At 64.1% G+C, this 26,212-nt stretch carries 24 protein-coding genes and 1 other RNA gene; 2 read left to right on the top strand and 23 right to left on the bottom strand.

Annotation, left to right across the window (positions count from 1 at the left end; all coding sequences use genetic code 11):
* Positions 1-203: 203 nt before the first annotated feature.
* The 16 genes from ftsZ to mraZ form a co-directional block, all read right to left on the bottom strand.
* On the bottom strand, positions 204-1,889 hold the full coding sequence (gene ftsZ / locus FJ970_RS15315) for a cell division protein FtsZ (protein ID WP_140758151.1): 1,686 nt from the start codon (positions 1,887-1,889) through the stop codon (positions 204-206).
* Positions 1,890-1,955: 66 nt separating this feature from the next.
* Entirely contained in the window at positions 1,956-3,263 is a 1,308-nt protein-coding gene (gene ftsA, locus FJ970_RS15310; RefSeq protein WP_140758152.1) for a cell division protein FtsA, read from the bottom strand.
* A complete protein-coding gene (locus FJ970_RS15305) occupies positions 3,260-4,201 on the bottom strand; it encodes a cell division protein FtsQ/DivIB (protein ID WP_140758153.1) in 942 nt (313 codons plus the stop codon). Before FJ970_RS15305 ends, ftsA begins: the two co-directional genes overlap by 4 nt.
* Entirely contained in the window at positions 4,189-5,115 is a 927-nt protein-coding gene (locus FJ970_RS15300) for a D-alanine--D-alanine ligase (protein WP_140758154.1), read from the bottom strand. Before FJ970_RS15300 ends, FJ970_RS15305 begins: the two co-directional genes overlap by 13 nt.
* Positions 5,116-5,415: 300 nt before the next feature.
* A complete protein-coding gene (murB, locus tag FJ970_RS15295) occupies positions 5,416-6,381 on the bottom strand; it encodes a UDP-N-acetylmuramate dehydrogenase (protein WP_140758155.1) in 966 nt (321 codons plus the stop codon).
* Positions 6,378-7,778, bottom strand: coding sequence for a UDP-N-acetylmuramate--L-alanine ligase (gene murC / locus FJ970_RS15290; RefSeq protein WP_140758156.1), 1,401 nt, complete (start codon positions 7,776-7,778; stop codon positions 6,378-6,380). Before murC ends, murB begins: the two co-directional genes overlap by 4 nt.
* Complete coding sequence (murG, locus tag FJ970_RS15285) at positions 7,775-8,902, bottom strand: undecaprenyldiphospho-muramoylpentapeptide beta-N-acetylglucosaminyltransferase (protein WP_140758157.1); 1,128 nt, start codon at positions 8,900-8,902, stop codon at positions 7,775-7,777. The genes murC and murG overlap by 4 nt, the downstream gene beginning before the upstream one ends.
* 1 nt (position 8,903) lies before the next feature.
* Positions 8,904-10,055, bottom strand: coding sequence for a putative lipid II flippase FtsW (ftsW, locus tag FJ970_RS15280; RefSeq protein WP_015317209.1), 1,152 nt, complete (start codon positions 10,053-10,055; stop codon positions 8,904-8,906).
* Positions 10,055-11,455 (bottom strand): UDP-N-acetylmuramoyl-L-alanine--D-glutamate ligase, encoded by a 1,401-nt coding sequence (gene murD / locus FJ970_RS15275; protein ID WP_140758158.1) that lies wholly within the window; start codon positions 11,453-11,455, stop codon positions 10,055-10,057. The genes ftsW and murD overlap by 1 nt, the downstream gene beginning before the upstream one ends.
* Positions 11,456-11,463: 8 nt before the next feature.
* The gene (gene mraY / locus FJ970_RS15270) at positions 11,464-12,546 is read right to left on the bottom strand and encodes a phospho-N-acetylmuramoyl-pentapeptide-transferase (RefSeq protein WP_140758159.1); all 1,083 of its coding nucleotides are present in this window, start codon (positions 12,544-12,546) and stop codon (positions 11,464-11,466) included.
* Positions 12,547-12,563: 17 nt separating this feature from the next.
* Positions 12,564-14,021, bottom strand: a complete 1,458-nt coding sequence (locus FJ970_RS15265; RefSeq protein ID WP_140758160.1) for a UDP-N-acetylmuramoylalanyl-D-glutamyl-2,6-diaminopimelate--D-alanyl-D-alanine ligase — start codon at positions 14,019-14,021, stop codon at positions 12,564-12,566.
* Positions 14,018-15,466 (bottom strand): UDP-N-acetylmuramoyl-L-alanyl-D-glutamate--2,6-diaminopimelate ligase, encoded by a 1,449-nt coding sequence (locus FJ970_RS15260; RefSeq protein WP_140758161.1) that lies wholly within the window; start codon positions 15,464-15,466, stop codon positions 14,018-14,020. The genes FJ970_RS15265 and FJ970_RS15260 overlap by 4 nt, the downstream gene beginning before the upstream one ends.
* Before the next feature lie 54 nt (positions 15,467-15,520).
* Positions 15,521-17,245, bottom strand: coding sequence for a peptidoglycan D,D-transpeptidase FtsI family protein (locus FJ970_RS15255; protein WP_140758162.1), 1,725 nt, complete (start codon positions 17,243-17,245; stop codon positions 15,521-15,523).
* Positions 17,242-17,637: a hypothetical protein gene (locus FJ970_RS15250; protein WP_140758163.1), complete on the bottom strand. Its 396-nt coding sequence runs from the start codon at positions 17,635-17,637 to the stop codon at positions 17,242-17,244. The genes FJ970_RS15255 and FJ970_RS15250 overlap by 4 nt, the downstream gene beginning before the upstream one ends.
* Positions 17,638-17,641: 4 nt before the next feature.
* Positions 17,642-18,658: a 16S rRNA (cytosine(1402)-N(4))-methyltransferase RsmH gene (gene rsmH, locus FJ970_RS15245; protein ID WP_140758164.1), complete on the bottom strand. Its 1,017-nt coding sequence runs from the start codon at positions 18,656-18,658 to the stop codon at positions 17,642-17,644.
* Positions 18,655-19,128 carry a division/cell wall cluster transcriptional repressor MraZ gene (gene mraZ, locus FJ970_RS15240; RefSeq protein ID WP_140758165.1) on the bottom strand — a complete coding sequence of 158 codons (474 nt, stop codon included), beginning with the start codon at positions 19,126-19,128 and terminating at the stop codon, positions 18,655-18,657. Before mraZ ends, rsmH begins: the two co-directional genes overlap by 4 nt.
* Positions 19,129-19,535: 407 nt before the next feature.
* Between mraZ and FJ970_RS15235 the strand changes: the two genes are divergently transcribed.
* Positions 19,536-20,651 (top strand): cystathionine gamma-lyase, encoded by a 1,116-nt coding sequence (locus tag FJ970_RS15235; RefSeq protein WP_140758166.1) that lies wholly within the window; start codon positions 19,536-19,538, stop codon positions 20,649-20,651.
* Between the two features lie 8 nt (positions 20,652-20,659).
* On the opposite strand, the gene FJ970_RS15230 is transcribed toward FJ970_RS15235, so the two are convergent.
* From FJ970_RS15230 to FJ970_RS15210, 5 genes are all read right to left on the bottom strand, one after another.
* Entirely contained in the window at positions 20,660-20,953 is a 294-nt protein-coding gene (locus FJ970_RS15230) for a type II toxin-antitoxin system RelE/ParE family toxin (RefSeq protein WP_140758167.1), read from the bottom strand.
* A complete protein-coding gene (locus tag FJ970_RS15225) occupies positions 20,950-21,234 on the bottom strand; it encodes a type II toxin-antitoxin system ParD family antitoxin (protein WP_140758168.1) in 285 nt (94 codons plus the stop codon). The genes FJ970_RS15230 and FJ970_RS15225 overlap by 4 nt, the downstream gene beginning before the upstream one ends.
* 179 nt (positions 21,235-21,413) lie before the next feature.
* An RNA gene (gene rnpB / locus FJ970_RS15220) (RNase P RNA component class A) lies at positions 21,414-21,813 on the bottom strand.
* 65 nt (positions 21,814-21,878) lie between these two features.
* Positions 21,879-22,598 (bottom strand): lytic transglycosylase domain-containing protein, encoded by a 720-nt coding sequence (locus FJ970_RS15215; protein ID WP_140758169.1) that lies wholly within the window; start codon positions 22,596-22,598, stop codon positions 21,879-21,881.
* 212 nt (positions 22,599-22,810) lie between these two features.
* Positions 22,811-23,566, bottom strand: a complete 756-nt coding sequence (locus tag FJ970_RS15210; protein ID WP_140758170.1) for an N-acetylmuramoyl-L-alanine amidase — start codon at positions 23,564-23,566, stop codon at positions 22,811-22,813.
* 263 nt (positions 23,567-23,829) lie between these two features.
* Between FJ970_RS15210 and FJ970_RS15205 the strand changes: the two genes are divergently transcribed.
* On the top strand, positions 23,830-25,041 hold the full coding sequence (locus FJ970_RS15205) for an IS110 family transposase (RefSeq protein WP_140765949.1): 1,212 nt from the start codon (positions 23,830-23,832) through the stop codon (positions 25,039-25,041).
* A gap of 11 nt (positions 25,042-25,052) precedes the next feature.
* On the opposite strand, the gene FJ970_RS15200 is transcribed toward FJ970_RS15205, so the two are convergent.
* Both FJ970_RS15200 and FJ970_RS15195 read right to left on the bottom strand, forming a co-directional pair.
* Positions 25,053-25,772, bottom strand: a complete 720-nt coding sequence (locus FJ970_RS15200) for a J domain-containing protein (protein WP_140758974.1) — start codon at positions 25,770-25,772, stop codon at positions 25,053-25,055.
* Positions 25,773-25,931: 159 nt separating this feature from the next.
* Complete coding sequence (locus FJ970_RS15195) at positions 25,932-26,138, bottom strand: hypothetical protein (protein ID WP_140758975.1); 207 nt, start codon at positions 26,136-26,138, stop codon at positions 25,932-25,934.
* Between the last annotated feature and the right edge of the window lie 74 nt (positions 26,139-26,212).

Genomic DNA, 26,212 nt, shown 5'->3' with positions numbered 1-26,212 from the left:
CCAAAATCCCGGCAAACCGACTATGGTAGGCGGCGAAGATAATGTCCCGGCAGGGAGAGTCCAAATCACGGTTTCTTACTCTTTGTAACCGCGAACTGGAACATGTACGGCATCGTAACTGATTGATTATGCGCCGTTTTAAACGTTAACAGGCAAGCAATTTCTTGCCTGCCTGTTAACAATTGTTACAGTCCGTTAACGGCTCAGTTGGCCTGGCGGCGCAGGAACGCCGGAATCTCCAACTGATCGTCGTCCTGAGTCGCCCTGGTCTGTGGCGTCAGGCGGCCCTGATCGTCCAGCTGGCCGCGGCGCGGCGCGTAGAGCTGCGCATCCTGGCTGGCGAGGCGGCGCACTTCCGGTGCGGCCTGGCGCAGCTTGGGCTCGCGCGGCTGCGCCGGCTGCAAGCGTGCAGGCTCTTCTTCGCGACGGGTCAGGCCATTGGTCAGGCGCTTCAGGAGACCCATCGGTCCGCTGTTCTCATGATCGGCCGGACGGCTCTTGGCGTCGACCTCGGCCTTCACGACCGGCGGAAAGTCTTCGACGCGCGGCATGCGTTGCGGCGCCATCGCGACCGGCTGCTGAACCTCACGCAGGATTTCGCGCGGTTGCGGGGCCGGCTGCATCATCTGCTGGACAGCAGGCTGCACCATCGGCTGCGGCTGTGCGGGCGGCGCCTGGAAGATCTTGCTCTGCGGGCGGAAATCGTCCGCATGGGCGACCGGAGCCGGACGAGCCTGCGCCATGGCCGCGGCATTCGCTTCGGCCAACTGGATGGCTTCGGCAACCGGATCGGCGGCGCGTGGCTCATACACCGTGTGCTGGACCGGCGCCGGGCGGCTTTCCACCGCGGCGACGGCCGGCCGGGCAGCCGGCTTCGGCGGAGCGGCACGGATCGAGATCGGCGCGGCGGCGATTTCAGCGGCCGACTTGTCGATGCCGGTGGCGACCACCGAGACGCGGATGACGCCTTCGAGTTCCTCGTCGAAAGTGGCGCCCAGGATGATGTTGGCGTCCTGGTCGACTTCCTCGCGGATGCGGGTCGCCGCTTCGTCGACTTCGAACAGGGTCAGGTCGCGGCCGCCGGTGATCGAGATCAGCAGGCCCTTGGCGCCCTTCATCGAGGTTTCGTCGAGCAGCGGATTGGCGATCGCGGCTTCCGCGGCGGCCATCGCACGACCTTCGCCCGAAGCCTCGCCCGTGCCCATCATCGCCTTGCCCATCTCGCGCATCACCGAACGCACGTCGGCGAAGTCGAGGTTGATCAGACCTTCCTTGACCATCAGGTCGGTGATGCAGGCGACACCGGAGTAGAGCACCTGGTCGGCCATCGCGAAGGCGTCGGCGAAGGTGGTCTTGTCATTGGCTAGCCGGAACAGGTTCTGGTTCGGGATGACGATCAAGGTGTCGACGCATTTCTGCAGTTCCTCGATGCCGAAGTCGGCCGTCTTCATGCGGCGCTGGCCCTCGAAGTGGAACGGCTTGGTGACGACGCCGACGGTGAGAATGCCCTTCTCACGGGCTGCGCGCGCAACAACCGGAGCCGCACCCGTGCCGGTGCCGCCGCCCATGCCGGCGGTGACGAAGCACATATGGGTGTTGGTGAGATGGTCGATGATCTCGTCGATGCACTCTTCCGCCGCGGCGCGGCCGACTTCCGGCTGCGAGCCGGCACCGAGCCCCTCGGTGACATGCGCGCCGAGTTGGATCAGCCGGTCGGCCTTCGACATGGTCAGCGCTTGCGCATCGGTGTTGGCGACAACGAACTCGACACCGCGCAGACCGGCGGTGATCATGTTGTTGACGGCATTGCCGCCGCCGCCACCGACACCGAACACGGTGATGCGCGGCTTAAGCTCGGTGATGTCCGGCTTCTGCAGATTGATGGTCATTGTCTCCGTCCTTTGCCTTTCACGCCGCTTCGCCGCCGCGGCCGCCTATGGGGCTGTCCCCGTCAATTAGAAACTGTCTCTCAACCACTGACTCATGCGATGCAGTTTTCCGCCCGTTCCGGTCATCCTGAGACCGGAAATGCCTTTCGCCGGATGGCTCTCGAAGCTCGCCATCTGCGGATAGATCAGAAGCCCGACCGCAGCCGAGAAAGCCGGCCCTTTCGCCGCTTCGGGCAGGCCCGCCACGCCGAGCGGGCGGCCGATGCGCACATTGCGCCCCAGGATGCGGCGTGCCGCCTCGGGCAGGCCGGCCAGTTGGCTGGCGCCGCCGGTGAGCACGACGCGCTTGCCGACCGCATTGCCGTAACCGGATTTGTTGAGCCGGTCGCGCAGGAGTTCGAGCGTCTCGTCGATGCGTGCGCGCACGATGCGCGTCATCACCGAACGCGGAATCTGCAGCGGCACATCGCCATCGTCGCCGATCGGCTGGATCGAGATCAGGTCACGATCGTCGGCGCTGCCCGGCAGCGCCGAGCCGTGCATCACCTTCAGCCGCTCGGCCGCATCGAGCGAGGTCGAAAGGCCCTTGGCCATGTCGAGCGTCACATGGTTGCCACCGATGGCGATGGCATCGCCATGAACGAACTTGCCTTCCGAAAACACCGAGATCGTCGTCGTACCGCCGCCCATGTCGATGCAGGCGGCTCCGAGCTCCAGCTCGTCGTCGACGAGTGCCGCCAGCCCGCTGGCATAGGGCGTCGCCACCATGCGTTCGACCGACAGGTGCGAACGGTTGATGGAGAGCTCCAAATTGCGCATCGGCGCCGCGTCACCCGTCAGCACATGCATGTCGACGCCAAGCGCATCGCCCACCATGCCGCGCGGATCGCGCACGCCGCGCTCGGCGTCCAGCGAGAAGCCGACTGGCAGTGAATGGATCACCTCGCGTTCGGACTTGAGCGCCTGCTTGGCGCCGGCGCCGAGCACGCGCTTGATGTCGGCCTCGTCGGCCTCGTGGCCGCCAAGGTTGATGGTGGCCGAAAAGGCTTCACTCTTCAGCCGTCCGGCGGTCATGTTGACGATCAGCGAGTCGACCGTCAGCCCAGCCATGCGCTCGGCGGCATCGACGGAGAGGCGGATGGCATGCTCGGCGCGATCGAGATCGACGACGACGCCCGACTTCACGCCTTGCGATTTCTGGTGTCCGATGCCGATCACCTGGACCCGGTGCGAGCGGCCACGCAACAGTTTCCCGTCATCGCACGGCTTGAGCTTGGCCACCATGCAGCAGACCTTGTTCGAGCCGACATCCAGCACCGTCAGGGTGCCCGACCGGCGCGACGAGGCATCGCCAGAACCGCCAAGCCAGCTCATATCTTCGTCTCCGGCTTGCGCTTGAGGGTCTTTGGTTTCTCGTTGAGCGCGGCCTCGCGCTGCGTTGCCGCCTGCGGCGTCAGCTCCACGACCAGCCGGTCCGTCAGGCGCATGTCGACGGCGGCGATGTCGCGCGACAACAGCCCCTTGTCATGGTCCAGCTTGACGAGTTCGGCGAGCGCCTTGTCCTCGTCATCCTCGGGCAGCTTGATGGTGATGCCGTTGTCCAGCTTCAGGTCCCAGCGCCGCTCGCCGACACGGACATAGCCTTTGATGCGGCTGGCCAGGTCGGGATATTGTTCGACCCTGGCCAGGAAATCGGGCGCCTTCGCGGGCGCGCCGGCGCCGATCAACAGGGGCAGGAGCACCTGCTTGCCGCCCGAGAATGGCGCGATGACAGCGCCATTCTTTTCGATGACCGAGAGATCATTGCCCTGCTGCCAGAGCGCGAAGGCCGCACGCTCCTCGACACGCACTTCCAGCGTGTGCGGATAGACCTTGCGCACCGCGGCGACCTGGATCCACGGCAGGGTCGCGATGCGTTCGCGCGCGGCCTCGGCATCGAAGCCGATCAGCGACGTCCAGCCATCGAGTTCGAGCCTGTCGAGAATGTCGATCTCCGAAGTCTGACGATTGCCGACCACCTTGACCTGATCGACGGCAAAGCCGGTGCGGGCGGTGATGCTTTGAATGATGCCGTCGGCATGACCGCCAAGGTAGGCGCCATAGGCCCCGCTCGAGGCCAGCAGCACCGCCGACATGATCGCGGAGGAGAATCGCGGCGCCTGGAATTCACCGTCGCCCAGACGCGTCAGGATGCGCACGGGGCGGCGAAGCACGCGCGGCAGGACGAAATGGTCCAACGACAATGGCAGGCCGAACAGCGACGGCCCGGCCGCGCCCCTCACCTTGCCCTGTCCCCATTTCAACGCAGACACGAAGCGTCCTCCACCATCCAACTCAACAATTCACCAAACGAATGCCCGGCATGGGCGGCAATTTCAGGCACCAGAGACGTCGGCGTCATGCCCGGCTGAGTGTTGACCTCGAGCCATACAACCTCGCCATTTTCGGAGTGACGATCGTCATAACGGAAGTCCGACCGGGAAACGCCCCGACAGCCGACAGCTTGGTGAGCCTTGAGCGCCAGTGTCTGTATTTTTTGGTAAATATTCGGTGAAACTTTTGCGGGGCATTCGTGTTTTGATCCGCCCGCGACATATTTTGAATCGTAGTCGTAGAAGGAATGGCCCGTCGGGATGATCTCGCAGACGCCAAGCGCCACATCGCCCATGACGGCACAGGTCAGCTCGCGCCCATGGATGTAGCGCTCGACCATGACGATATCGCCATATTTCCACTCGGATGACCCGATCACCTGCGGTGGATGCGACTGCCCCTCCGACACGATGACGACGCCAAAGCTCGATCCTTCGCTGACCGGCTTGACCACGTAGGGCGGCTTCATCGGGTGCTTGTTCTGGATGGAGAAGCGATTGGCGACCTTCGATTCGGCAACCGGGACGCCGACCGATTTGACGATCTTCTTCGCCTGCTCCTTGTTCATGGCGAGCGCCGAAGCGAGCACGCCGGAATGGGTGTAGGGAATGCCGAGATATTCGAGGATGCCCTGAATGGTACCGTCCTCGCCAAAGGGTCCATGCAGCGCATTGAAGGCGACGTCGGGCTTGAGCTCGGCAAGCACCGAGCCGACATCGCGCCCGACATCGACGCGGCTGACCTGGTAGCCTTCCTGTTCCAGCGCATCGGCACAGGCCTTTCCGGAAGACAAAGACACGGGCCGCTCGGACGAGAAACCTCCCAGCAATACGGCCACATGCTTGCTCTTCATTCCCCGTCATCCCCTCTCACGGCGGACCAAAATCCAAGATTTCCGCAACATTGAGTCCGAGTCTCCCGGCAGGTTGCCCCCCAGACGGAAAACGCGGGTAACGCGTCGAACGACTCAAATCAGGAAACGCTTTGGGGCAGAGAATCAGAGAGTTGATTCACTGGCAAGTACTTATGATTCCGAGAGATTCACTTTCTGAGAAAATGGATGCGAAAACCGAGTCGCCGAGTCCCCGGAGCAACGGTTTCACGGCATTTCGATCCCGCTGAAGTTCACGCATCACGTGAACTTCAAGATGCGCTAAAGAAGCTGACCAAGGAACTCCTGCACGGCATGTCCGGAGCGGAAATTGCCGATGCGCTTGATCTCCCACTGCAAGCGGATGCCGGAATGCTCGAGCACCCGCGCGCGTACCGTCTCGCCGAGATATTCGAGGTCGTAGCCGGTCGCGGTTCCGGTGTTGATCATGAAGTTGCAATGCATCGGCGACATCTGCGCGCCGCCGATCATCAGGCCGCGGCAACCCGCCTTGTCGATTTCCTTCCAGGCCGAGGTGCCTTCCGGGTTCTTGAAGGTCGAGCCGCCGGTCTTCTCGCGGATCGGCTGTACGGTTTCGCGGTGGTTCTGCACCGCGTCCATCGCCGTCTTGATCGCCGCTTTGTCCTCGGCAAAGCCCTCGAAAATGGCCGAGGTGAAGATCAGACCGGATGGTGCCGCCGAATGGCGGTAGGCATAGCCCATCTCGGCATTGCTCAGCGTCTGGGCATTGCCCGCGCGGTCAAGCGCCCGCACCTCGACGACGCGCTCGCGCGTCTCGATGCCATTGGCGCCGGCGTTCATCCTGAGCGCGCCGCCGACGGCGCCTGGAATGCCGTGGTAGAAATGGAAGCCGCCAATGCCGGCCTCCAGCGCCACCGCCGCCACACGCTTGTCGGGCGTGGCGGCACCGGCCTTGATCCTGATCGGGGAAATGACTTCGGCCTCGCCAAAGCCCTTGGCGGAAAGCCTGACGACGAAACCCGGAATGCCGCCGTCGCGGACCAGAAGGTTCGAGCCGACGCCGACAATCGTCAGGGGGATCTCTTCGGGAACCGCCTTGAGGAACGCGGCAAGGTCCTCCTCGTCGGCCGGCTGGAACAGCGCCTCGGCAAGGCCGCCTGCCCGGAACCAGGTGATCTTGTCCATCTCGGCATTCGGCGTGATCCGGCCGCGCAGGCCGGCCAGCCGGTCGCCAAGTCTGTCGATCAGGGCCTGGCCGTTCATCATGAGGCGGCGAGCTCCTTCGGCAGCGCATAGGCCCATTGGGTGATATTGCCGGCGCCCAGGAAGACGACGAAGTCGCCGGGCTTGGCGATGTCGCGGATGACAGGCGCGATATCGGCCGGCCCTTCGATATAGCGGGCATCGCGATGGCCGCCGGCGCGGATGCGCGACACCAGCGCATCCGAGGTCACGCCGTCGATCGGCTCTTCGCCGGCGGCGTAGACCGGGGCGACCATCACCGTGTCGGCATCGTTGAAACAGGTGGAGAACTCGTTGAACAGATCGTGCAGCCTGGTGAAGCGGTGCGGCTGGGCAATGGCGATGACACGCCCATTGGTGGCGCTGCGCGCCGCCTTCAGCACCGCCGAGATCTCGACCGGGTGGTGGCCGTAGTCGTCGAACACGTCGACGCCGTTCCAGGAACCGGTGTGGGTGAAGCGGCGTTTGACACCGGCGAAGGACGACAGGCCCTTCCTGATCGCCTCGGCCGATAGGCCGAGTTCGTGCGCGACCGCGATCGCGGCCGTCGCGTTGGACACATTGTGGTGGCCAGGCATCGGCAGGCGCAGGCCCGCTATCGTCGTCTGGCCGCGCCCCTTGCGGTCGCGGATCATCACATCGAACTCCGAGGTCGCACCCGCCATGCGATGGTTGGTGAAGCGCACATCGGCCTGTGCGTTCTCGCCATAGGTGATGACGCGCCGGTCTTCGATGCGCCCGACCAGCGCCTGCACTTCCGGGTGATCCGTGCACATCACGCCGAAGCCATAGAAAGGCACGTTCTCGACGAACTGGCGGAACGCCTCGCGCACATTGTCGAAGTTGCCATAATGATCGAGATGCTCGGGATCGATGTTGGTGACGACGGCGATCTCGGCCGGCAGCTTGAGGAAGGTACCGTCGCTTTCGTCGGCTTCGACCACCATCCACTCGCCGTCGCCCATGCGCGCATTGGTGCCATAGGCATTGATGATGCCGCCATTGATGACGGTCGGGTCGAGCCCACCGGCTTCCAGCAGCGCCGCCACCATCGAGGTCGTCGTCGTCTTGCCATGCGTGCCGCCGATGGCGACAGCCTGACGGAAACGCATCAACTCGGCCAGCATCTCGGCGCGGCGCACGATCGGCAACAGCTTTTCACGTGCTGCCTTCAGTTCCGGATTCGACTTCTTGATCGCCGTCGAGACGACGATGACCTCGGCGTCACCGAGATTCTCGGCCTTGTGGCCGACGAAGCATTCGATGCCCTTGTCGCGCAGCCGCTGCACATTGGCGCTGTCGGCCTGGTCGGACCCTTGCACCTTGTAGCCGAGATTGTGCAGCACCTCGGCGATGCCGCTCATGCCGATGCCGCCAATGCCGATGAAATGCACGAGGCCAATGGTCTGCGGCATCTTCATGGGTGCGTCCCCTTCCTGAAATCCGATACTGTTTTGCGGGACGCAATAGCCTCTGTGAGGTCGGCGAGCAACCGTGCCGCGTCCGGCCTGCCGACCGATTTGGCCGCTGCGGCCATCGTCGCCAGCCGCTCCGGGTGGTCCATCAGGGCGCCGAGCAGTGCCGCGATACGCTCGGGCGAGAGCGACGATTGCACGTGCACTTCGCCGCCGCCGGCGGCGGCAAGCGCTGCTGCATTCGCCGCCTGGTCGTGGTCGAGCGCGAAGGGATAGGGCACCAGCAGCGCCGGCCGGCCGACGACGGCGATCTCCGACACGGTCGAGGCGCCGGAACGCGAGATCACCAGATGCGCCGCCGCTATGCGCGCCGCCATGTCGGTAAAAAACGGCGAGACCTCGACGGCGACGCCGAGCGCGGCGTAGGCCGCCTTCACCCGCGCCACGTCGTCCGCGCGAGCTTGTTGGGTAATGACAAGGCGTCTGCGCTGTGCATCCGAAAGCAGCGCGACTGCCCCCGGCATCGCATCGGAAAAGAATTGCGCGCCCTGGCTGCCGCCGAACACCAGCAGGCGGAAAGGCTCGTCCCCGGTTGAAGCCACGTACGGTGTCCTGGCTGCTTCGAGCACAGCCGGCCTGACCGGATTGCCGGTCGTCACCGTCTTGGCGCCGGCGGCACTCTCATCCAGCGGCAGGAAGCCGCCGGCAATGGCGTCCACACGGCCGGCCAAAGCCCGGTTGGCGCGCCCCATCACCGCGTTCTGCTCATGGATCAGCGTCGGCACCTTGCGCCGCGTCGCCGCGTAGAGGGGCGGCAAGGTCGGATAGCCGCCAAAGCCCACGACGGCCTCCGGCTTGATCCTGCCGATGATGGCGGAGGCCTGACGCACGCCGCTCCAGATTTTCCAGAAGGCGCCAAGCAGGGTGAAGGGATTTTTCGAGCCCAACGTCGCCGACTGGATCGGGTGGACGGCCGCTGCCGGGAAATGGGCGGCAAACCGCTCGGCCCGGGTGTCGGTCGCCAGATGCACCGCCCAGCCGCGCTCGATCAGTTCATGCGCCAGCGCTTCGGCTGGAAACAGATGTCCGCCGGTTCCACCCGCCGCGAGAAGGATAACGCCTCTGGCCATGTCACTCCGCCGGCATGGCGCGCTGCGGCAGGGTAAAGCCCATCTGCTTGCGCTTTTCCGGCCGCTTGCGCGTCAGCGCCAGCACCATCCCCATCGAGATGGCGATGGCGATCTGCGAGGAGCCGCCGTAGGAGATGAAGGGCAGCGTCATGCCCTTGGCCGGCACAAGCTGCAGGTTGACGCACATGTTGATGACGGCTTGCAGGCCGAACACGGTGACCAGACCGCCGACCGCGTAACGGGTGAAGTCGTCATGTTCCTTCAGCGCCGTATTGAGGCCGCGCAGCACGATGAAGGCGAAGATCGACATGATGAAGAAGCACATGATCAGCCCGAATTCCTCGCCCGCGACCGAGAAGACGAAGTCGGCATGGCTGTCGGGGATGACCCGCTTGACGGTGCCCTCGCCGGGCCCGACGCCGAACCAGCCGCCATTGATCAGCGCATCGCGGCCCATATCGACCTGGAACGTGTCGCCTTCACCGGTGAGGAACTTGTCGATACGCAGCGCGACGTGCGGAAACACCGTATAGGCTGCGAAGACGCCGCCGACGCCGGCGGCGCCCAGAACGATGATCCAAAGCCATGGCAGCCCCGCCATGAAGAACATGATGCCCCAGGTGCCGGTGGTCAGCATGGTCTGGCCGAGGTCCGGCTGCGCCACCAGCAACGACACGACCAGCACCAGCAGCAGCATGGCGAACAGATTGCCGGGAATGTCGGGCTGGCGCTTGTGTTCGGCGAACAGCCAGGCGCACATGATGACGAAGGCCGGTTTGAGGAATTCCGAAGGCTGGATCGACAGGCCGGCGAGCGACACCCAGCGGCGCGCGCCCTTCACCTCGACGCCGACATAGAGCACCGCCACCATCAGCACCAGCATGAGGCACAGCATGATCAGCGACATGCGCCGGATCTGCCTGGAATCGAGGAAGGAGACCGCCAGCATCACGCCGAGTGCCGGGACGGTGAAGATGATCTGCCGGGTGGCGAAATGGAAACTGTCGAGGCCGATGCGTTCGGCGACCGCGGGGCTTGCCGCGAAGGATAATACGATGCCGAGCCCCATCAGCGACAGGAACGCCGCCAGGAACCAGCGATCGATGGTCCACCACCAGGTTGCGACCGGACTTTTGTCGAGACGGCTCTGCATTATCGTGCCCCTCCGATGGGTTTGACACCATCTATAGCGCTCGCAGCTTGCCTGAAGGCTTCGCCACGGACCTCGAAATTCTTGAACTGGTCGAAACTGGCGCAGGCCGGCGACAACAGCACCACCGCCTCGCCGCCGTCGTCTTTGGCCGCGTCATGCGCGGCATGCTCGACAGCGGCCGCCAGGGTGCCCGAAATCTCGTAGGGCACGGCCTCGCCGAGCGTCGCCGAAAAGGCGGGTGCGGCTTCGCCGATCAGATAGGCCTTGGCGATGCGCGGGAAGAAGCCGCGCAGCGGCTCGATGCCGCCTTCCTTGGGCAGGCCGCCGGCGATCCAGTAAATGCGGCTGAAGCTGGACAGCGCGGGTGCCGCGGCATCGGCATTGGTCGCCTTGGAATCGTTGACGAACAGCACATGGTCCTTGCGGCCGACCTGCTCCATGCGATGGGCGAGACCCGGGAAGCTTTCCAGTCCGGACTGTATCTCGCCGAGGTCGAGCCCGACCTTGAGGCAGGCGGCGACGGCGGCCAGCGCGTTCTGCGCATTGTGCTGGCCGCGCAGCGAGCCGATGCCTTCGAGGAAGGCGACCCGGCTGTAGCGGCCATGCACCGCCTCCATCAGATCGGTACCGTCGGCGAAATAGCCGTCGGTCAGCGGCAGGCGCTTGGAAATGCGGATGACCTGCCGCCCCGCCCGCTCCAGCCGCTCGGCGATCTGCGCGCACCAGGAATCGTCGATGCCGATGATCGCCGTGTCGCTGCCCGCCACCAGCCGCTCCTTGATCGAAGCGTAGTGCTGCATGGTGCCGTGGCGGTCGAGATGGTCCGGCGTCAGATTGAGCAGGATGCCGGCCGTCGGATTGATCGAGGGCGCAAGGTCGATCTGGTAGGACGAGCATTCGACCACATAGTGCCGGTCGGGCTTCGGCGGATCGAGCGTCATCACCGCGCGGCCGATATTGCCGCCCATCTGCATGTCGCGCCCGGAAGCTTGAAGGATATGCGCCGTCAGTGCGGTCGTCGTCGACTTGCCGTTGGTGCCGGTGATGGCGATGAAGGGAGCATCCGGCGCACGCTGCGTCCGCTCCCTGCAGAACAGCTCGATATCGCCGATGACCTCGACGCCCGCCCCACGCGCCAGTTCCACGGTCCAGTGCGGCTTGGGATGGGTCAGCGGCACGCCGGGCGACAGCACGAAGGCGGAAAAGCCGGCCCAGTCGGCGCCACGCAGATCGCCGGTGGCGATACCGGTGGCGGCCGCCTTTGCGACGCTGTCGGGATTGTCGTCCCAGGCCAGCACCTCGGCGCCGCCCTCGATCAGCGCGCGCGCCGTGGCGATCCCCGAGCCGCCGAGCCCGAAGAGCGAAACACGCTTGCCTGCGAAGGATGCGGCGGGGATCAAATGGCGGCCTATCTCAGTTTGAGAGTGGAGAGGCCGACCAGCGCCAGGATGACGGCGATGATCCAGAAGCGGATCACCACCTGGCTTTCGGTCCAGCCGAGCTTTTCGAAATGATGATGGATCGGCGCCATCAGGAAAACGCGCTTTCCGGTCATCTTGAAGTAGCCGACCTGGATGATGACCGAGAAGATCTCGACCACGAACAGGCCACCGACGATGACCAGCACGATCTCGTGCTTGGTGGCGACCGCGACCGTGCCGATCAGGCCGCCCATGGCCAGTGACCCGGTGTCGCCCATGAAGATCGCCGCCGGCGGCGCGTTGAACCAGAGGAAGCCGAGGCCGGCGCCGATGACCGCGCCAAGCACGACCGCCAGTTCACCGGTGCCGGGCACGAAATGGATCTGCAGGTATTCGGCGAACACCGCATTGCCCGAGAGATAGGCGATGACGCCGAAGGACGCCGCCGCGATCATGATCGGCACGATCGCCAGGCCGTCGAGGCCGTCGGTCAGGTTCACCGCATTGCCGGCACCGACGATGACGAAGCAGGAGAACGGAACGAAGAACCAGCCGAGGTTGATGATGAATTCCTTGGCGAAGGGGAATGTCAGCGACGACGAGAACGGCGCCTGGCCATTGTGCATGATCACCCAGGCGGCGATGCCGGCGATAACGAATTCCAACGCAAGCCGCGCCTTGCCGGAGAAGCCGAGATGCGACTGCTTGGTCACCTTCAGATAGTCGTCATAAAAGCCGATCGAACCGAAGCCGATTGTCACCAAAAGCACCACCCAGACATAGATGCTCGACAGGTTCGCCCATAAAAGCGACGAGCCGATGATGCCGGACAGGATCATCAGTCCGCCCATCGTCGGCGTGCCCGCCTTCTTGAAATGCGTCTGCGGCCCGTCGGCGCGGATCGGTTGGCCCTTGCCTTGCCTGAGCCGCAGCGAATTGATGATGGTCGGCCCGAAGATGAAAACGATCAGCGCCGAGGTGATCAGCGCCCCGCCGGTGCGGAACGTGATGTAGCGGAAGACGTTGAAGACGGAGACCTTGTCCGCGAAATCGACCAGCAGTGTGAACATGCGCTTTTCGTCCCCGACTAGGTCTGGTTGCTTGTTGTCGTCTCGGCCGGGAATTTGCCCAGCAGCGCATCGACCAGTTTTGCAAAACCGATGCCCTTCGACGATTTGATCATCACCACGTCGCCCGGCTTCAGCGCGGCGAGCAGCACCGGCTTCAACTCCTCGACGCCGGCGCGGTACTCCGTGCTGATGTCGCCCGGCAGCGCTTCCGCCAGCGCCCGCATTTCCGGCCCGCCTAGAAAGACTGTCCGCGTGCCCGTGCCGACGATGAGATCGGCAAGAGCGGCATGCAGCTTGGCCGAATGGTCGCCGAGTTCGAGCATGTCGCCAAGCACGGCGATGCGTCGGCCCTCGCCCGTCACCGGCGTCGCGTTGAGCAGCGCCATGGCGGCCGCCATCGAGGCCGGATTGGCGTTGTAGCTTTCGTCGATCAGCGTGATCGAGCCACCGGGTTGGCTCGAAGTCGAGCCACCGAGGTGCCGCAGCACATGGCGTTTGCCGCGCCCGCGCTCGGCCGACAGATCGGCCAGCGCCAATGCCACCTTGTCGAGATCGGCGCCGACCAGATGCGCGGCACCAAGCACCGCCAACACGTTCTGCACCATGTGCCGGCCGGGAGCTCCGATACGAGCGATCATATCGTGACCGCCGATCCTGGCGGCGATGTCGGAATGGTCGGCATGCAACTCGCACTTGGCCAGCTTGAAGGTCGAGCGCGCATTCTCGCCGAAGCCATAGACATGCTCGACGCCGGCAGCCTGTGCCATCTTGTCCAGCAGCTTGAAACGCGCATCGTCGCGGTTGAGGACCGCGGCACCGCCAGGCTCCAGCCCTTCGAAAATCTCGGCCTTGGCCTTGGCGATCTCGTCCAGATTGCGAAAGAAACCAAGGTGCGCGGCCGCGATCATGGTGACGATGGCGACATGCGGCCGCACCATCTTCACCAGCGGCCGGATCTCGTCGGGATGGTTCATGCCGATCTCGAACACGGCATAGTCGCAATCGGCGGGCATGCGCGCCAGGGTCAATGGCACGCCCCAATGATTGTTGAAGGACTGCGCCGAGGCATGCACCTTGCCGACGGCCGAAAGCACGTGGCGAAGCGCCTCCTTGGTCGTGGTCTTGCCCGCGGAGCCGGTCACCGCGATAATCTTGGCCTGCGAGCGGGCGCGCGCCGCGACACCGAGCTTTTCCAGCGCAACCAGCACGTCCTCGACGACGATGATCGGCGCGGTCAACCGGCCGAGAGACGGCAGCTTGCCTTCCGCCACCACCAGCACGCCGGCGCCGGCCTTGATGGCCGCGGTGACGAAATCATGGCCGTCCATCGCCTCGCCCTTGATGGCAAAGAAAGCCTCGCCCGGCTGCAGGCTGCGGCTGTCGATCGAAATGCCCGATATGCCTGCGGGCATGGGGCCGAGCGGCCGCCCGTCCGTGGCGGCAACCAGCGCTTCCGAAGTCCACAGCAAACTCATGCGGCACGCTCCCTGAGCGCGGCGCGCACTTCCTCGTGGTCGGAGAAATGCAGGGTTTCCGAGCCGATCGTCTGGCCTTCCTCATGGCCCTTGCCGGCCACGATCAGCGTGTCGCCGGCATGCAGCATGCCGACAGCCTCGTGGATTGCCTTGCGCCGGTCGCCGATCTCGATGGCGCCGGGCGCGGCGGCAAGAATGGCAGCGCGGATGGTTTCGGGCACTTCGGAGCGCGGATTGTCGTCGGTGACGATGACGACATCGGCAAGACGTGTCGCGATCTCGCCCATGATCGCTCGCTTCCCCCGGTCACGGTCGCCGCCGCAGCCGAACACGACCATCACGCGCCCGGTGGTGAACGGACGCACCGAGGCCAGAACATTCTCCAGCGCATCGGGCTTGTGGGCGTAATCGACATAGACCGGCGCGCCGCTCGCCGTGGTTCCGACCAGGTCGAGCCGGCCCGGCGCGCCTTTCAATTTCTCCAATGCAGCCAAGGCCTTTGCGACAGATGTTCCGGTGGAAATGGCAAGCCCCGCCGAAACCAGCGCATTCGCGATCTGGAAATCGCCGGCGAGCGGCAGGTCGATCTCGTGGATCACACCGTTGGCCTCGACCTCGGCGCGCTGGCGATGACGCTCATGCTCGACCCGCTTCAGCCTGAGGAAGTCGCCATGGCGGCCGACCGTCAGCACGTCCAGCCCGGCGGCCCGCGCCGCCTTTATCGTCGGTTCCGACCACGGGTCGTCGGCGAAGACGACAGCGGGTGCACCCTTCGGCAGCAGCGTATCGAACAGGCGCAATTTGGCGCGATGATAATTCTCGATCGTCGGATGGTAATCCATGTGGTCGCGGCCGAGATTGGTGAAGCCGCCAGCCGAGAGCTTCACCCCGTCGAGGCGGCGCTGGTCGAGCCCGTGGCTGGAGGCCTCCATCGAGGCGTGGGTGACGCCGGCATCGGCCAATTCCCTCAGCAACTGGTGCAGGGCGACCGGATCGGGTGTCGTCAGCGAACCATATTCGTTGCGGCCGGGCGCGACCACGCCGGTGGTGCCGATCGAGGCGGCTGCGTATCCCGCCTGCTCCCATATCTGCCTGGTGAAGGCGGCGACCGACGTCTTGCCGCTGGTACCGGTCACGGCGACCATGGTTTGCGGCTGTCTGCCGAAATAGCGGGCGGCACTCAACGCCAGTGCCAGGCGCGGATCATCGACCGCCAGCACCGGAACCGGCAGATCGGCAAGGGCTTTGTCCGCGACGATCGCGGCAGCGCCACGCCGGGCCGCATCGGCGGCGTAGCTCGCGCCATCGGCCTTGGTTCCGGCAAGCGCGAAAAAGACGACGCCGGGTTTTACCTGGCGGGAATCCGACGAGATGCCGGTAACCTCCAGATCGGCGGAAGCTGTTCCTTCGACTGGCAGGATACCGGCTAGATCTTTGAGCTTCATCGAGTCCCGTTCACCGCAACAAAATAGCGCGCAGTTGCCGGCGCGCCCCAAGAATCACTGATAGGAAACCAGCGTTGCACCATTTTCATGGCTGAAATCTGGCTTCACGCCAAGCATGGCCGCTGCACGCCTGATAATATTGCCGGCCATCACCCCCGCATTGTTGGCCGCGACGTCCGTCATCCCGGGCTTTTCGGGATGCGGGGCGTCGGCGATCGTGAACACCAGATATTGCGGATCGTCCATCGGGAATGCGGCGACAAACGTGTTGAAATTCAACTCCTTCGAGTAACGGCCGTTGATGACCTTCTCGGCCGTTCCGGTCTTGCCGCCGACGCGGTAGCCGGGAACCCGGGCGTTTCTGGCCGACCCCTTCTCGGCATTGAGCGAATAGAGGTAGCGCATGCCCTCGACGGTCTTTTCGCTCACAACCCTCTTGGCGGTGGCCATGGCTTCCTGCTGAGTACGTACTAGGAAGGTAGGGTTCATCAGGAAGCCGCCATTCATCAACGCCGCGCAGCCGACAGCCGCCTGCAGCGGTGTCGTCGACACGCCATGGCCGAAGGCGATCGTGAACGAATTCACCTGTTTCCAGACCTTCGGTTCAGTCGGACGCGCGACTTCCGGCAACTCGGTCTGCATCCTTTCCAGAATACCCAGACGATGCAGGAATTCACGGTGCGCCTCGATGCCGACCAGTTCGGCCTCCCTGGCCGACCCGATGTTGGACGAATAGAGGAACACCTCCGGCAACGACAGCACACGGTTCTTGCCGTGGAAATCGTGAATGGCCTGATGACCGACCCGGATTGGATGCGAAGCGTCGAAGCGGCTTGACATCGTCGCCTTGCCGGAATCGAGCGCCATGGCCGAGGTGAAGCTCTTGAAGGTCGACCCCATCTCATAAAGGCCCGCCGACATCCGGTTCAGCCGGTCCTTTTCCTGTGCATTATAGGGGTTGTTCGGATCAAAATCCGGCACCGAGGCCATGGCCACCACTTCGCCGGTCTTGACGTTGAGCACGACTGCGCCGGCGCCGATGGCGCGATAGCGCTCCAGGCCGGCGGCGATCTCGTCGCGCACCACATGCTGGACGCGCAGATCGATCGAAAGCTTCACCGGCCTGAGATCCTTCGCCACCGCCAGGCCCGATGCCTGCAGGTCGCTCAGTCCCTGCTCATCGATATATTTCTCCATGCCGGAGATGCCCTGGTTGTCGATGTTGGTCAGGCCGACAACGTAGGATGAGGTTTCGCCGCTCGGATAGAAACGGCGCTTTTCGGTGCGGAAGCCGAAGCCGGGAATGCCGAGCTGCATGATGTCGGCCTGCTGCTTGGGCGTCAGCTGCCGCTGCAGCCAGACGAAGCCTGCGCCGCTCTTCAGCTTGTGATAGGTCTGCTCGTAGTCGATTTCGGGCAGCACCGTCGACAGCTTCTCGATCGCCTCGTCGGCATCGACGATGCGGCGCGGCTCGGCGAACAGCGACGCCGTCTTGATGTCGGTGGCCAGCACCTCGCCGTTGCGATCGACAATATCCGGGCGTGACGCGGTCACCCGGCTCTGCGGGCCGCCCGACAGGTCCGGTGTCTGGAAACCGAGATAGACCAGCCGCCCCGATATGGTAGAGAAGATGCCGAAGAACACCGCCATCGTCATCACGATGCGCGCCTTGCCCTTGCCGCCGGTCGCCTTGCGGGCGCCTTCGACCACGATCGACCCGTCCCCGCCAGTCCTGGCGCGGCCTACCGCGGCGAAGCGCTTCAGCAGTTTGCCGATCATTGGGCGATGTCTCCGGTCACGACGGGATCCTTGTCGCCCGAGGGCGCCTTGTCGGAATTGTCGGCCATGGCGCCCTGGCGCCCATTCAGGATGTCCTGGATGTCGAGCGCCTTGGCCGGCAGGTCGCCCAGGCCCACGATCTGCCGGGCACTGACCGGCTCCAGTGCGAGCTGCGATTTGTAGAGCTCTGCCAGCTTTTGCAGCCGCGACGGCTGGGTGAGCAGGCTCCAGTCGGCCTTGAGCAGGTCGATCGTGTCTTCCTCGTAGCGTATCTCGGCATGGATTTTCTGCACGGCCGTCAACTGGTCCTCGGCCTCGCGCTTGGCCTTGTAGGTCAGGGCGGCGGCCGAAACCATGACGGCGATCAGGATGATATCGCTGGTACGAAACACGTGCTTACCTCTCCCCCGGCCGGTCGATGCCGGGAAGTTTTGGAAGGCCGAAGATCGAAAAATCGCCGCTGCGCGCCGGCGCCTCGGTGCGGATCGCGGCACGCAGCCTGGCCGAACGGGCGCGCGGGTTGGCCGCGACCTCGGCATCGCCTGCCGTCACACCGCCACCAGCCTTGCGGAAGGTCGCGGTGCGGGCCTGCGCCTCCGGCATGTGGCGCGAGCCGGTCATGGCGTCGGAGCGGTCGGCGATGAAGCGCTTGACGATGCGGTCTTCCAGCGAATGGAACGTCACCACGACAAGGCGTCCGCCTGGCTTCAGCGCGCGTTCGGCCGCGAACAGCGCCTTGGCCAATTCGCCGAGCTCGTCATTGACGAGGATGCGCAGCGCCTGGAAGACTCGCGTCGCCGGATGGATCTTGTCCTTCGGCGCGCGGCCGATATGCGTCTCGATCGCGTCGGCAAGCTCCAGCGTGCGCTCGAACGGCCGTTTTTCCCGGCGCGCCTCGATCATGCGGGCGATGCGTCCGGCATGGCGCTCCTCGCCAAGGAAGCCGAAGATGCGGGCAAGGTCGCCCGGCTTGAAACTGTTGACGACATCGGCGGCGCTCAGTCCCGCTTGCGCCATGCGCATGTCGAGCGGTCCGTCGTTGCGGAAGGAAAAGCCGCGCTCGGCCTGGTCGAGCTGCATCGAGGAGACGCCGATGTCGAGCACGATGCCATCGGCGCTTTCGATGTGTTCGTCGAGCGTCGAGAACGGCACCTGCACGAGCTTCAGCCGGCCCCCGGACCGCGCCTCGAGGTCGCGGCCGGCCGCTATGGCATCGGGATCACGGTCGATGGCAACCACGGACGCGCCCGCGGCCAGGATGGCCTTGGTGTAGCCGCCGGCGCCGAACGTACCGTCGATGATGATGTCGCCTTCCACCGGCGCCAGCGCTTCCAGCACTTCGCCAAGGAGGACCGGAATGTGGCGGACCGATCCGCCAACGGCGTTGATATCATCGCCGTGGCCCACCGTCATTCCGGTCGCTCCCCAGCCTTGGCCTCGTGAGCCTTCGTCCCCTGCCGAAGCTGCAAAAGCCTGGCCCGCGCCTGCGCCCCATAGGCCGCAAGCCGCCCCGGCTCCCAGATCTGAAAGAAATTGCCGCGCCCGACAAAGGCCACTTCCGCAGAGATGCCGGCATGCTCGCGAATGAAGTCGGTCATGGTGATACGGCCGTCCTGGTCGAGTTTCAGGAATGCGCCGTCGCCATGGCAGAAGAACGACATGTCGTCCGCCGTCTGCAGGAACGGGTCTTCCCGCGCGATGCGCTGCTCGTAGCGGTCGAGCAGGTCTAGCCCGCCGACATCCATCGCCGGCAGGTCCAGGCAGCGCAGCGCATAGAGTTCCGAATAGCCGCGCTTCTGCACCACGGCACGAAAATGCGCAGGAACGGACACCCGCCCCTTCGCATCGATCCTGCTCACCGTGTTCGACAGAAACCGGTCCATCACACGTTGCAGCCGCTTGCGCCGCCGCACCCCTCTTCGTCGTGTCGCACGCGCCACCGCCGCGCGTTGCCTGCCCCGCACCCACCTCGTCCACACGGGCGAAAACCGGCAAACGCGCAGCCGCCGCGGCTGCCCGATTGGCGTACGCTTTACCCTGACGCGGAACGAAGGCTTTGATGTCTGGATGGGATATCATGGGGCACTATGGGCGTCAACGGGAATAGGCTTCTCAAACACGCGCATCACGCCGACTGGAGGGGCTTTGACAGCACGTCTCGTCTTTATGGTCTATTAAGCCTAACGAACCGTTTAGAGCCTGCCTGGCCCAACTTGAGGCGCCTTGCCGCGAGCCGCGGCCGGGCATAGCGTCTCGTCTATCTCACCGATCGCCAAGGGATTTGAAATCGATGCCTGAAACTGCGAAGTCGCGCGCTGCAGCCCTGCCCCATTTGCGTCGCAGCGGGTTTGCCGTGGGCGATTCCATTCCCCTGCCCCTGACCATGGCCGCCATCTTCCATGCACCGGGCGATGCCACCGGCTTCAACCAGTACGGTCGCTTCAGCAACCCGACCTGGGATGCCGTCGAACACATGTTGTCCCATTTGGAAGACGCGCCTTGCGTCGGTTTTCCCTCGGGGATGGCGGCGATCTCGGCGGCATTTTTTGCCGTACTCAAGGCCGGCGACCATATCCTGCTGCCTTCGGACGGCTATCACACCACCAGGGCGCTGGCCGATCGTTTCCTGAAGCCGCTCGGCGTCACCCACGATGTCAGGCCGACATCGACCTTCCTCGATGGCGGCTTCGCTGGTTACCGCCTGGCCTTCGTCGAAACGCCCGCTAATCCGGGGCTGGACATCTGCGACATCGCCGCTGTCGCCGAAGCCGTTCACAAGGCCGGCGCGCTGCTGGTGGTCGACAACACGACGATGACGCCCTTCGGCCAGCGCCCTCTCGATCACGGCGCCGATATCGTTGTCGCTGCCGACACCAAGGCGCCCAACGGCCATTCCGACGTGTTGTTCGGCCATGTCGCCAGCCGCAATGCGGATATCATCGCCGCCGTGACCGGCTGGCGCGAGGTCTCGGGCAGCATCCCCGGGCCGTTCGAAGCCTGGCTGGTGCATCGCGGCCTGGAAACATTGGACGTGCGCTTCGACCGCATGTGTTCGTCAGCCGAGGTGATCGCAAGGCGGCTGCAGGGGCATCGCGCGATCACCGGCCTGCGCTATCCCGGACTGGAAGGAGATCCCTCGCACAATCTGGCCCGCGCCCAGATGGAGCGCTTCGGCTTCCTCATCTCCTTCGAACTCGCTTCCGAGCAGAAAGCCGAGGATTTCATCAACAATTGCAGCCTGATGCAGGCCGCGACCTCCTTCGGTGGCGTCCACACCTCGGCCGAGCGGCGGCTTAAGCGAGGCGACGCGGTTCCGGCTGGCTTCGTGCGCCTGTCGGTCGGCTGTGAGCCCGTGGAAGAACTCTGGAACGCGATCGAGGCCTCGCTGGACAGGATCAGTGGCTGACAAATCGATTACGAGCCGAGGTCATCGGCTTCGATGTTGCGGCGACCATGCAGCACGCGAAGAATTTCGATCGCATCACCGCCGACCCGGTACAAGGTGACATATTCGCCGACAATCAGATGGCGGATACCCGGCGCTATGTCGTCGCGTGGCGCACCTGAAAAAGGATGCAAGGTCAGCAAATCCCAACGTCTTTCCAGCGCATCTACGAGGCGAACAGCAGCGCGCGGGTCATGGCTGGCAATGTAGTCGCCAATGCTTTCGAGATCGACGGTGGCTTGAGGAAGCAGTCGGTATTTCACTCCTGAAAGCCTTTGGCCTCGGCCATCTTCAGGTATTTCGCGCGCAATCGTTCCATGATTGGCTGGCCGTCTTGCGCAAGCCCGCTGTCGATCCCCTCCTGCACCAGCTTGCGCAGTTCCTCGACCGTGTAGCCCATCAGGTCGCGGCGGTCTTTCCATTGCCTCAATGCGTCGCGGATCACCTCGCTCGCCGAGGCGTATTCTCCTGCCGCGACCACATCGTCGACCGCCCGCGCCAGTTCTGGCGAAAGCGTGATGCTGCGTTTGTCGACCTGACCCATGATACGCTCCCGATGTATGAGCCATGATGGTACGATTTAATCGCACCAGCTTCAAGAAAGTCGGTGGAGAACTCTGTCACGTGGCGATGCAAAATAGCGCCGCGCCCTTGAATCAGAAGTTGCGCCCAAGGGCGTAACCTTCTGATATCGAAAGACTCAATCCATATATCGTGGAGAAAATTGCCAGCCAGCCTGTAAGCCGGGTTTTGTATGGCCCTCGCCCCTTGCGAGGCGAGAACGTGGCGGCCATTCATCTTGGGCGCATGTTGCCATGCGCCTCACGCAACCTACCCGGACGGTGAGCCGGAAACAGCCCTCGAGGGTTTCCCCTCGCACCGCCCCTATTCGGTCTTGCTCCCGGTGGGGTTTACCGTGCCGCTCCTGTTGCCAGTCGCGCGGTGGGCTCTTACCCCACCCTTTCACCCTTACCCCGACAAAGTCGGGGCGGTTTGCTTTCTGTGGCACTTTCCCTGGGGTCGCCCCCGCCGGCCATTAACCGGCACCGTGTCTCCATGGAGCCCGGACTTTCCTCACCCGCGGCCTTTCGGCGTTTGCGGGTGCGGCCGCCCGGCCAGCTGGCAGGGCGTATAAAGGGGTTCACACCACAAAACGCAACCGAAAAAGCCGGCAGTAACCGGTTCTTGTCAAGCCGGCGCGCCGACAGCCGCCAACTGAACCTTGACCTTGCTGCAGTAAGCCGCCGAAACCGGGTTCATCCGGGTGGCGCCATGGCCGGCATTGTATTTCAGGATCGTGCCGCAGGTCGTGCCGCCCCCGAGGTCGCGTGCCATGGCGAGGTACTTCATGCCATATTTGATGTTGGTGTCGGGATCGAACAGGCCCTTGGCCGAGCCGCTGTAACCCATCATGCGCGCGGTTGCCGGCTTGATCTGCATCAGGCCGATCTCGCCGGCGCCACCGACCAGGTTCGGCCGGTAGTTGCTCTCGATCTTGATGACGGCATCGGCCAGCGACACCGGAACCCCGTAGCTCGCCGCATAGCGGGCGACAATCGCGGAATACTGGCCGCCGCTCGTCACTGCCGCCGTCGCCGCGGCGACGTTGCCGAGGCCGATCGATGCCGTCGTCGTCATGTCCACGGTTTTGCGGCCGCGCTTCCTCTGCCTCTTGGCAGAGGATTTCCTTGCCTTGGTCCAGCTTGCCTTTTCCACTTTCGCGGAAGCCTGCTTCGTCGTCGCCTTCGCACTCTTGCTGCTTTTGGCCGAAATGACCTTGCCTTTGGCGGATGCCGCGACGAAGCCCTGGTCGGCCCGTGGGCTGAATGGCGCGGCGTCGGCTGCACTGAAGGCAAAACTCATTACCCCGGCAGCAAGAGCTGCCGTTAAAACGGTCAATTTCTGCATGTGATCCTGTTCTGTTGGGACCGCGCGAAGATTTTCGCGTGGCATCGCTTGATCAATATCGGAACACCCGGGGGGCTGGACGTCCGACAAACTGTACGAAAAGCCCTTTGAGGCCCGATTTGGCGCCAATGAAGGCGAGGCAAGTCACTTTAAGTGACAGTTTGTAACTTTATGACCAGGGAGGATTACTTGGATCAGGAATTGCCCCAGGGTCAATTCCGGATGGAAGCAAGCAGCTTCTGCAGCGTGCGCATCGTCGAGCCGTCGGCAACTCCGTCGATCCGGCGCGGCCGGAAATGCCGCTGGAAGGCCTCTACGACGACCCGTGTCCGATCATCGAAAAGGCCCGATATCTCGACACCATAGCCATAGAGCGACAGCATCGACTGCAGTGTCTCGACATCGGCGCCGCGGTCGCCAGGCTTCAGCGCGGTTCCGCGCCTGAGGGGAGCGGCTGGCACGAGATGGCCGACACCGGCCTTGAACAGCGCGGCCCATGGAAACTTCTCGCCTGGGTCGATCTTGCGACCGGGCGCCACGTCGGAGTGAGCCAGCACCCGCTCGGCGACGATCGCATGCCGCGCGGCAATCCCCTTGCACAGCTCGATGACCGCCGTGATCTGACGTTTCGGAAAGCTGGGATAGCCCAGTGAGTGGCCCGGATTGACTATTTCGATGCCGACCGAGCAGGAATTGATGTCGGTGCGTCCGAACCAGGAACTCTGGCCGGCGTGCCAGGCGCGGTCGCTTTCCCGGACCATCTGCACGATGTGGCCATTCTCATGGACGAGATAGTGCGACGAGACTTCACTCGCCGGATCACACAGCCAGGCTTCGGCCCCGGCACCGGTTGCCATGCCCGTATAGTGCAGCACGATCATGTCGGGTTTCTGCGCGTCGCGCCTTGGCCCGAAATTCGGCGATACCCTGACCTCGGCGCTCGGCTCGTCGGGCAGGAAGCCGCTCATCAGGCAACCTCACGATTGCGTTGAATCAGTTTAGGAGCTGATTGGGCGTTGGTCCCGCGCCACCGTGACGACTGCCTATGTCGCTTGCCCGATGAGGGCCCGCATGAGACTTGCAGCGTTTCGGTGGCCGAGAGCCACAGACGGGCTACAGGAAGATGCGCCACAGACACTTCGACCAAGATGGGTCCAGAGCGCCGATTGATGAGCAACCCGTGAGGGCTCCCGGCACCGGGCACCATACTCCAGTTCAGTGAGGTGCATCCATGACCATTTTCGTCGGACTCGACTGGGGCGGCTCGAGCCATGCCGTCTGTGTCGTCGACGCCGCCGGTAAGGTCCTCGACCATTTTGTCGTGGCCCATGACCGCGATGGGCTTGCCGATCTCGTCGCGCGTTTGCGACGGCATGGGCCACCCGGCGAGACGCCGATCGCCATCGAACGGCCTAGCGGGTTGCTCGTCGACGCGCTGGTCGATGCCGGCTTCGTCGTCACGCCGGTCCATCCCAATGTCGTCAAGGCGTGCCGGCCGCGCTATCGCGCCGTCGCCGCCAAGAGCGATCCTGGTGACGCCTACATCCTTGCCGACATCCTGCGCACCGACGGGCACCGGCTGACCCCGCTCAAGCCGCAATCCGATGCCATCAAGGCACTGCGCGCGCTGGTGCGTGGCCGTGACGATCTCGTCGCCACAAGACTCGTCCTCGCCAACCAGCTGCGCGCCTTGCTCGAAAGCTTCTGGCCTGGCGCCGCCGGTTTGTTCGCCGACATCGCAAGCCCGATCGCACTGGCCTTCCTCCAGCGCTATCCCACACCCGAAAGCGCCAGCCGCTTGGGTGAGAAGCGCATGGCTGCCTTCCTTGCCCAGAACCAGTATTGCGGCCGGCGTAGTGTTGCCGATGTGCTCGGCCGGCTGCGCGCGGCTCCCGCCACAATGGCCGCTGAAGCTGAGGCCGACGCCAAGGGTGAACTCGTACGTGCCATCGCCGTTACTCTCGAAAGCCTCGTCGCCCAGATCGGCAAGCTCTCCAGCCGCATCGAACATGCCGTTGCCGAACTGCCCGAAGGAAAGATCGTCATGTCCTTTCCGCGCGCCGGAAAGATCTGCGCTGCACAGATCACCGCCGAGCTGGGCGACGTGCGGGACCGCTTCCAGAGCCAGGAACACCTGGCCGCCGAGGCCGGCGTCGCACCAGTCACCTACCAGAGCGGTAAATCCCGCGCCGTTACATGGCGATGGGCCTGCAACAAGCGACTGCGCGCGGCGCTCACCTGCTTCGCCGACAACTCCCGCCATGCCAGCCCCTGGGCTGCCAAGGTCTATCACGACGCCAGAGAGCGAGGATGCAGACACCCTCATGCCGTTCGCATCCTCGCCAGAGCCTGGCTCAGAATCCTCTGGCGCGCATGGCAGGACGGCACATCCTACGACCCCAACAAACACCCCGCCGCTAGCTTCTTGCTCACAACAGGTTGACACAGGAAGTCTCATGCGTGCCGCAGGCCCCGCTCGATCATCTCGTAAGCGGCGTTGATCGCCGCGACCCTGGTCGTCGCGATCTTGATGAATTCCTGCGGCAGGCCTCGCGCGATCAGCCGGTCCGGATGGTTGTCCGACACCAGCTTGCGATAGCGTTTTCTGACCTCTTCGAACGGCTTGCCGCGCTCTATGCCGAGCACGACATAGGGGTCGCCGGCGCCAAGGTTGACGTGCCGTGCCATGATCGATTCGTAGTGCGTCTCATCGATGCGGAAGATCTCTGCTATACGGTGCAGGAAGATGCCTTCGCGCTCATGCACCAGCCCATCGGCCTTGGCGATATGGAACAGGCCGTCGAGTATGTCTTCCAGCATCACGCAATTGGAGTGCCCGGAGCCGCAGAGTTGCGCCATGCGCTCAGCATAGGTTTCGAAACCGGCCACGTCCCGCTGGGCGAGATGGAACAGCCGCGCAACGTTGCGCGTCTCTTTCGGCGGCACTTCGAAGATTTCCTGGAAGGCTCGCACCTCATCCTGGGTGACGATGCCGTCGGCCTTGGCCATCTTGGCCGAAAGCGCGATCATCGCAACCGAGAAGGCGACGCGGCGGCGCAAGTCGGCGTCGCCGGAAAAAACCGTGCGCACAGCCTCGACCACGTCGGCGACGCCAGACGTGGTCGAAGATGAAACCCGCGTGATGAAGTCGCCGAGGCGGTCCCAAATCGACATGGCCAGCTTCATAAAGCCAACCGGTCCCCGCTATCAAGCCAATAACGGCCGCTGCCGGGCAAGTGCACGAAAAGGCGATTGCCGGTCCCGATGGTGGTCTCCACGAGAAAAGGCCGGCATAAAGCCGGCCTTTCTCCCAAGACACGTACTGGCTACAAACTACTGCGCGGGCGCAGGAGCTGGCGTTGCCGGAGCCGGCTCGGCAGGCTTGGTCGACTTGTCAGCCGGGGCCGCGGGCTTCATCGGCTGCTCGGCAGGCGGCGGATTGGTGCTCTGGGTCGTGGTCTTGTCGGTGCCGCTGTCGCTGCAGGCCGCGACGCCAAACAATGTAAGCGCCGATACCGACGCAAGAATGAGCTTTTTCATAACATCTCTCCTTCAACACACGCTCACATTGCGGTGAACGGTCGAAGAGGAAATGCCCTAAGTGGCCATGGGTT

Source organism: Mesorhizobium sp. B2-1-8 (assembly GCF_006442545.2).
Lineage (GTDB): Bacteria > Pseudomonadota > Alphaproteobacteria > Rhizobiales > Rhizobiaceae > Mesorhizobium.
This window is presented reverse-complemented; position numbering and strand designations above follow the sequence as displayed.